Source organism: Asticcacaulis benevestitus DSM 16100 = ATCC BAA-896 (assembly GCF_000376105.1).
In the GTDB taxonomy this organism is placed as follows: Bacteria; Pseudomonadota; Alphaproteobacteria; order Caulobacterales; family Caulobacteraceae; genus Asticcacaulis; species Asticcacaulis benevestitus.
In genome coordinates this window covers 1-6,012 of record NZ_AQWM01000070.1, presented here as the reverse complement: position 1 = coordinate 6,012, position 6,012 = coordinate 1, and the positions used below count along the sequence as shown (strand labels likewise).

The 6,012-nt window shown below is 52.0% G+C and carries 6 protein-coding genes; 4 read left to right on the top strand and 2 right to left on the bottom strand.

The window, feature by feature from the left end; all coding sequences use genetic code 11:
• The coding region (locus B060_RS0123100; RefSeq protein ID WP_018084162.1) for an IS3 family transposase at nt 1-216 on the bottom strand (216 nt) is incomplete at its 3' end.
• Nucleotides 217-232: 16 nt separating this feature from the next.
• On the opposite strand from B060_RS0123100, the gene B060_RS0123095 reads away from it, so the two are divergent.
• On the top strand, nt 233-1,456 hold the full coding sequence (locus B060_RS0123095) for a tyrosine-type recombinase/integrase (RefSeq protein WP_018084161.1): 1,224 nt from the start codon (nt 233-235) through the stop codon (nt 1,454-1,456).
• A gap of 113 nt (nt 1,457-1,569) precedes the next feature.
• Here B060_RS0123095 and B060_RS0123090 read toward each other — a convergent pair whose 3' ends face one another.
• Nucleotides 1,570-4,899 (bottom strand): P-loop NTPase fold protein, encoded by a 3,330-nt coding sequence (locus B060_RS0123090; RefSeq protein WP_018084160.1) that lies wholly within the window; start codon nt 4,897-4,899, stop codon nt 1,570-1,572.
• Nucleotides 4,900-5,052: 153 nt separating this feature from the next.
• Here B060_RS0123090 and B060_RS27520 point away from each other — a divergent pair, with 153 nt between their 5' ends.
• The 3 genes from B060_RS27520 to B060_RS25770 all read left to right on the top strand — a co-directional run.
• Nucleotides 5,053-5,268 carry a hypothetical protein gene (locus B060_RS27520; protein ID WP_155847992.1) on the top strand — a complete coding sequence of 72 codons (216 nt, stop codon included), beginning with the start codon at nt 5,053-5,055 and terminating at the stop codon, nt 5,266-5,268.
• Between the two features lie 258 nt (nt 5,269-5,526).
• The gene (locus B060_RS25775; RefSeq protein ID WP_244874644.1) at nt 5,527-5,760 is read left to right on the top strand and encodes an excisionase family DNA-binding protein; all 234 of its coding nucleotides are present in this window, start codon (nt 5,527-5,529) and stop codon (nt 5,758-5,760) included.
• Nucleotides 5,761-5,786: 26 nt separating this feature from the next.
• A partial coding sequence (locus B060_RS25770; RefSeq protein WP_018084158.1) for a helix-turn-helix domain-containing protein occupies nt 5,787-6,012 on the top strand: 226 nt, incomplete at its 3' end.

Below are 6,012 nucleotides of genomic sequence, written 5' to 3'. Positions count from 1 at the left end.
CTTGGTTTTATCGGCCGCCTCGCTTTTTGCAGCCTTCTTGTCGCCCTCAAACAGGGCAGCCATGCCGTCCTGGGCTGCCTTCTTCCAGGTATTGATCTGGCTCGGGTGGACGCCGTACTTACTGGCCAGTTCAGACACCGTGCCTTCCTCACGAAGGGCAGCCATCGCCACCTTCGCCTTAAACTCAGGACTGTGTTTCTTGCGGATATTCTTCATTTAAACCCCTTGGCCGGTGGCCACTATAGGGGCAAGATTATATCTAAGCCAGCTGTCCAGTTTTCGGGAACCACCTCAGTCTATAGGCTCGTATCCCGAGATTGGCCTGAATGAGGCGCGACAACGGCGGCACGACGCCCGCGTCCTGTTGGCCCACGGTGTCGATCCCAACGAGGAACGTAAGCGCCTGGAGAAAGCCAAAATTCTGGAAAAGAGCAGCACGTTGCGGGTAGTCGCTCTCGAATTTATCGAGAAAAAGCGCAAAGACGGCTTTTCACAGAAGACCTTGTACAAAATGGCCTGGTTCTTTTCCCTTGTCGAAAAAGACCTTGGTGACCAGGCGCTGAACGATCTCATGCCATATGAGATACTCCAGGCCATTCGTAAGGTTGAAGAAAACGGACATTATGAGACGGCCAACCGCATAAGAGGCTTTATCGCGCGCGTATTCCGCTATGGAGTCCTTACGGGCAGAGCCGCAACCAATCCTGCGGCGGAGCTGGGCGAAGCGCTTATCAAGCCAAAGGTACGCCATCACGCGGCCATCATTGATCCAAGTGCGTTTGGTCAGCTCTTGCGGGATATTGACAATTACGGCGGATACATCGGCACTCGCCTTGCGCTCAGGCTAGCGCCTCATGTGTTCGTTCGTCCCGGCGAACTTCGCAGTGCTGAATGGACGGACGTGGACCGTGACAACAGCGTCTGGAAAATACCGTCTGAGAAAATGAAGATGCGGGAACCTCATTCCGTGCCTCTATCTCGCCAATCGTTGGCAATTATCAATGAAGCACATGTCAGGTTCGGCAATTACAAACTGGTTTTTCCGGCGCGCAAGAGTTGGCGAAAGCCCATGTCCGACGCCACCTTGAACAAGGCTCTTCGGACGATGGGCTATCGTAACGAAGATATGGTGTCACATGGTTTCCGCAGCACAGCCAGCACACTCCTCAACGAATCAAGGCTGTGGGCACCCGAGACAATCGAACTGGCCCTGTCACATGTGGACGACAGTGTACGCGGCATCTATCAACGTAGCCAATTTTGGGATGAACGGGTGGAAATGGCGCAATGGTGGTCAGACTATCTCGATCACCTGCGCGCGGGCATCGATATTCTTTCTCCCAAGCAGTTTGCGCAAAGACGACGAAAAGTGGCCCCTCGCCCTATCGAGCCAACAACCGGCTATTCTTCGAACGTAACTATGACGGTGCGTTTCCCAGGGCAAAACTATGGCTAGAAAGGCACAGGCGATCCTTTTGGAGAACATATTCAGAATTCGAGCTCACTTCCCCAATGGATGAGCGTTATGTCCAGATGGTAGACACAGCCAATGGTCTATCGGTCATGGTATTACGACAGGAGCCTAACCTTGAGTTTTTTGGCTACTTCCCTAAGCATTTTTTGATCTTCTGAAGGGGCTGTACCGTAAATGACATTAAGTTGCTCCTGGAGATAATTTCTGGTCGCCTCTGTGCTTGCCTTGACCCAAGCGGCAAATATAGCGGGGTGGTTGAGCAATCTTCTAGCATCCGTCGTTGAGGCGAGTTGGGGAATTATTACCCTGCGCGTTGCGGCGTCCGCATCAGCCAAAAATTGCGCGTCGCGCAGGAAGGCCTCTCCTCCCACATCAATAATTTGATTAATGATATGCAGAGGGGCGCCGTTGAACCTATCGCGGAGGGTTTGTAGTTTTGTAATTCGGGCGCTAACACTGAGCAAGTTTGAAGCATAAAACCAACGTTTTATCAGCGGGCGTTGTCCGTCTTGAAGAACCTCAGTCATTAGTCTATCGAGCACACCATCCAAGTCGGTGCCTGGTGCAAGAATAGATTCATTCCTGATTTGAAACACTTTCTGTCCTAACTCCAACGCCTGAGAGTTGCCCCGAAGAGTATCTTCCCAATCGTGATCGGTAAGCCATTGTAACCCGTTCTTGGAAACACGAACGGCTTGCTCGCGATCACTCTCCAATACTTCGTCAGCCTCTAAAAGCGTTCGCAAAATATGTACCCAATTGGCACTAAAGGCCATGCTTTCGATCTTTGCCCAGAAGCCAAATGTTTGGCTCATCAAGATAACGGCCTTGCGGTGGTAGGCGGGTTCTACGCAACCCAGAAAATGATCGAGGTTGTCGAGTACTTTTCCTATATCTGCTATTATCAACTTTCCCGAACGTACACGGCGCGTGATGAGGTTTCGAGATAATGGTAAGAATTCGGGAATATCGAACGATGCCGCGAGTAAGTGTGTGAGATTGTCTTCCAATTTGAATTGCGCGAAAGCGCGCTCTGTAGCCTCCGGCAGCGACGGAATTTGCACCAGGGCTTGGCCCCAATCACCGCGCAGGGGGAATGGTGGCCCAAATATCACGCCAAGTGCCGCAACCATGGCCAAGGTTGCTTCGGGTCCACTCATTAGTTCCTGAACCCGTTGTTGCAAATGACCGTCTCTAGCAAGGCTTTGCATTGCCTCTATTGCTATTTGGTCCTCTACGGACAGGGTGCCCAAGATATATAATGCCGCCGCCATAGGTGGATGCCGGCCATCGTTCGACCAAACGAGATTTCGTGCGGCGTCGATTAACGGTCCCCAGTGATTTATGTCGCTCCGGAGTACGGCTGCTTTGAATCTGGGAATAATTTTTTCCCAGCCCTCGGGCGTTTCAAGGTTACGGACAAGTTCGACAATAAGGTCTTCGGATCGGAGTTTAGTCGAAAGGGCCGTGAGGATTTGAGGTCGATCACATGCCAGGACACACAGCTCCCAAAACCCATTGGCGTCTGCATTTATTACAAATGATGGCGCATCAAACCCGTTTGATTCTGCTGAGCTAGTAAGCTCACCGACTAAATCGATGAAGACTTGCGCGTGCTCTGCACTAAAGGCCGTCGTGGCGGATAAGTTTGAAACTTTTTGCACCATGCCTTCAATGAAGGGCCGCATTCCTTTTGGGCCGCCGAATTTCAGAAGCACTTGCACGGCTTGAAGGGAGTTTGCATCGGGCTTATCGAAATTTGTTGAAGTCACGAGTTGTCGTCGAAGGTTTAACCACGCCGTGCCAATCCATAGAGCATCTGCCGGCTCTAGCGAGGCTAGCAGAATGCTAGCATTTATCGGGAGGCTAGCCATCGGCGTGAGGCCTGCATTCTCAATTAGATTGAGGAACGCATCGCCAAACCCCTTTGCTTCTGCCAACTTGCCAAAATGTTCCTGGGTTGTGGTCGTCAGGCCGGATCGTAACTGGTCCTCAATAAGAACTTGGAAGGCCATTTCCAAGGTAACCCCGTAGTGGAGCGCTGCAAGCGCTCGCGCCCAATCAGGGTCAAGATCAACCAAGTGCAGGTTCGGTGACCGTATCGCGTCAATAATCGAGCGGTCAGCCCAAACTCGAAAAATTGTGTAATAGGCGATAGACGCGAATTCGATGCCGTCATTCCGGCGCTGGAGCCATAGAGTGGCGATCGCGTTAATTGTGACATTGATGCTTCGGGGGGTGATGTTCTCACCCATCTGTCGCGACCGTTCAAATAGCCGTGCAGCATGATAGACCCATTGCTCTGGGGTTTCGCTGCCAAAAACCGCCTTCATACGCTTGTGAAGATATGCTTTCCACTCCGACTGCACGGGGGCGGTCACGCGGAAGGTCAGATCGAAGGTCTTGTCCATAAAGGATTGTGCTTGATCCCCGTAAAGCCGCGTTACCGCATCCTGGTCGACGGGCAAAAGAATGACTGGCAATTTTTGATAATGTTCCGTCGATTGGTTAGTGCCAAGGAAGAAGCTCCTTATCGTCGTCCACATTGCGATGCCCTCAGTTTCGGGCAGACGGTCTAGATTGTCTATGACGAGTATTATTCGTTGGCCGGTACGAGCTATTTCAGAAAGGATGTCACCGAATAACTTTTGAAATTCGATTGCCGAGGGCTCAGGTTCACGCGTTGTTCGATTGAGTTGCTTCTCAATGGCCTTGTTAGCGAACAAAGACATGACGCTCTGCTTTTCGTGCCCTTTTCGGTTCTTTGTCCAGTTCTTAGGATTCCAGAAAGACTTGCGAAGAGGACAACGAACTGGCCGTCGGTAAAGGTAAATTAATGAACTAACTAGCGCAGGCGCTAAGATAAGTGTCAGTCCAGAAAAGAAGGCCCAAGTGCCCTGTACCTTGTTCTCGTCGCCTAGATAGTCTTTTAGGGCGTCATAGCCAAAAAACTGCATCCCGATAGGCACGCATAAAAATGAAATCAGGACCAAGGCCCCCGATGGCGTCAGCACCGGTGAAGTCGTTGTTTCGGTTTCTTCGATCTGGCCATTTAGCGTCGCAAGCTGGTCTTCCCACGTATTGTCTTTAGAAAGGCCGTTTTCCATGAGAAACCGAAGCAAGGCTTCCAGAAATGACCGGCGTGGGTGGTCACTTTGATTGAGCCAGGCATCATAAGTAAAGAAGAGCGTGGTGTTGATTTGATCCGCGTCAGGTAGGTGTTTCTCGATCTGTTTGATGACGGTCGATTTACCGCTGCCCCAAGCGCCGAGGAGGCCGATGACCTTAAGATTGTCGTTGGACTGAATGGCTTCCGCAATGGCGGCGCCAATTTTTGAATGTGTGCCGAAGAAATCGTCTTCTGCCGCTGTGTCACGAATAAACCTGACGGACTGCGGCCCGCTCAGGTGATTGTTGCTGTCCACTCGCCCCTCCCGCACGATTTCACGCGCTCCACTTTAGCGGGACAAGCGTAGCAACTCTTACGGGATCAGCAAGGCGTATTAACGCGCGCTATTTCGCGGAGGCCATAAGGTAGCGCCGCAGCGCCTGTTCTTCCGGAATGTCAGGCAATCCTCATGATCAAGAAGGGGCGTGGCGCCCCTCCATCACTAGCCTGCTACCGCCCAGTGTGCGCCGCACAAAATGCGGTGACAGAACACCTCATTGAAAATGGAACAAAAAAGGTACGTAGTGAAGGCAAGATAAAGGCTCAACTCCCGTTTCGCGTAAGCCCTTGTCTGCACATCGTTTTTCAGGATTTAACAAAAAAATTAGGAGTTCTTTCGCTGTAATCGATTGTTTTTGTTAATTTAATTGACTTTTTGCGCACCGCACAAAAAACGTCTCCCAAAAGGGCTCTTAGCAGCCCCCTGGCCTAGGGTTGGCCGGACCTGCAAGAGCCTCGATAACGCGATGTATCGCCCCCCCAATCCAATTTTGTCGGCTTTCTCGAAGTGCGCCCCCTGACCTCATTTGGCGCTGCCTGTCCCTCCTAGGGCTTTCGGAGAAATTGGCTTCGCATGGTATTATTTGGTTTGGAGGGCTTTGACATGGCAGATATGAATGACAAGATTTCATACCGGATAGACGAGGCTGTGAAGGCGTCGGGCCTGGGCCGGTCATTCCTTTACGAAAGGATCGCCGAAGGGGCCTTACGGTCGGTGAAGGTTGGCGGGCGGCGTCTGATCATGCGCCGTGACCTGTTGGAGTTTATCGACGGCGGGATTTCAGTGAAACCACACGCGCCTCCTAGTGTTGTGGAATCAACGGATGGATTCCCTTGATCTTGCAAATATGCGAGTCTGTGTCGATGGACATGGACAAAAGGCTGTTGCTGTCGCCTGAGGCTCGGGTGCGGTTGGAAGGTTGGGTGGCGGACCGGAACACGCCGCAGAAGCTTGTTTGGCGTGCGCGGATCGTGCTGATGTGGGCGGACGCGGCGAGTTTGGCGTCGATTGTGCGGACGCTGGGCAAGACCAAGAAGACGGCCTACCGCTGGCGCGATCGTTATCTTGAGCAGGGTGTCGATGGGCTTG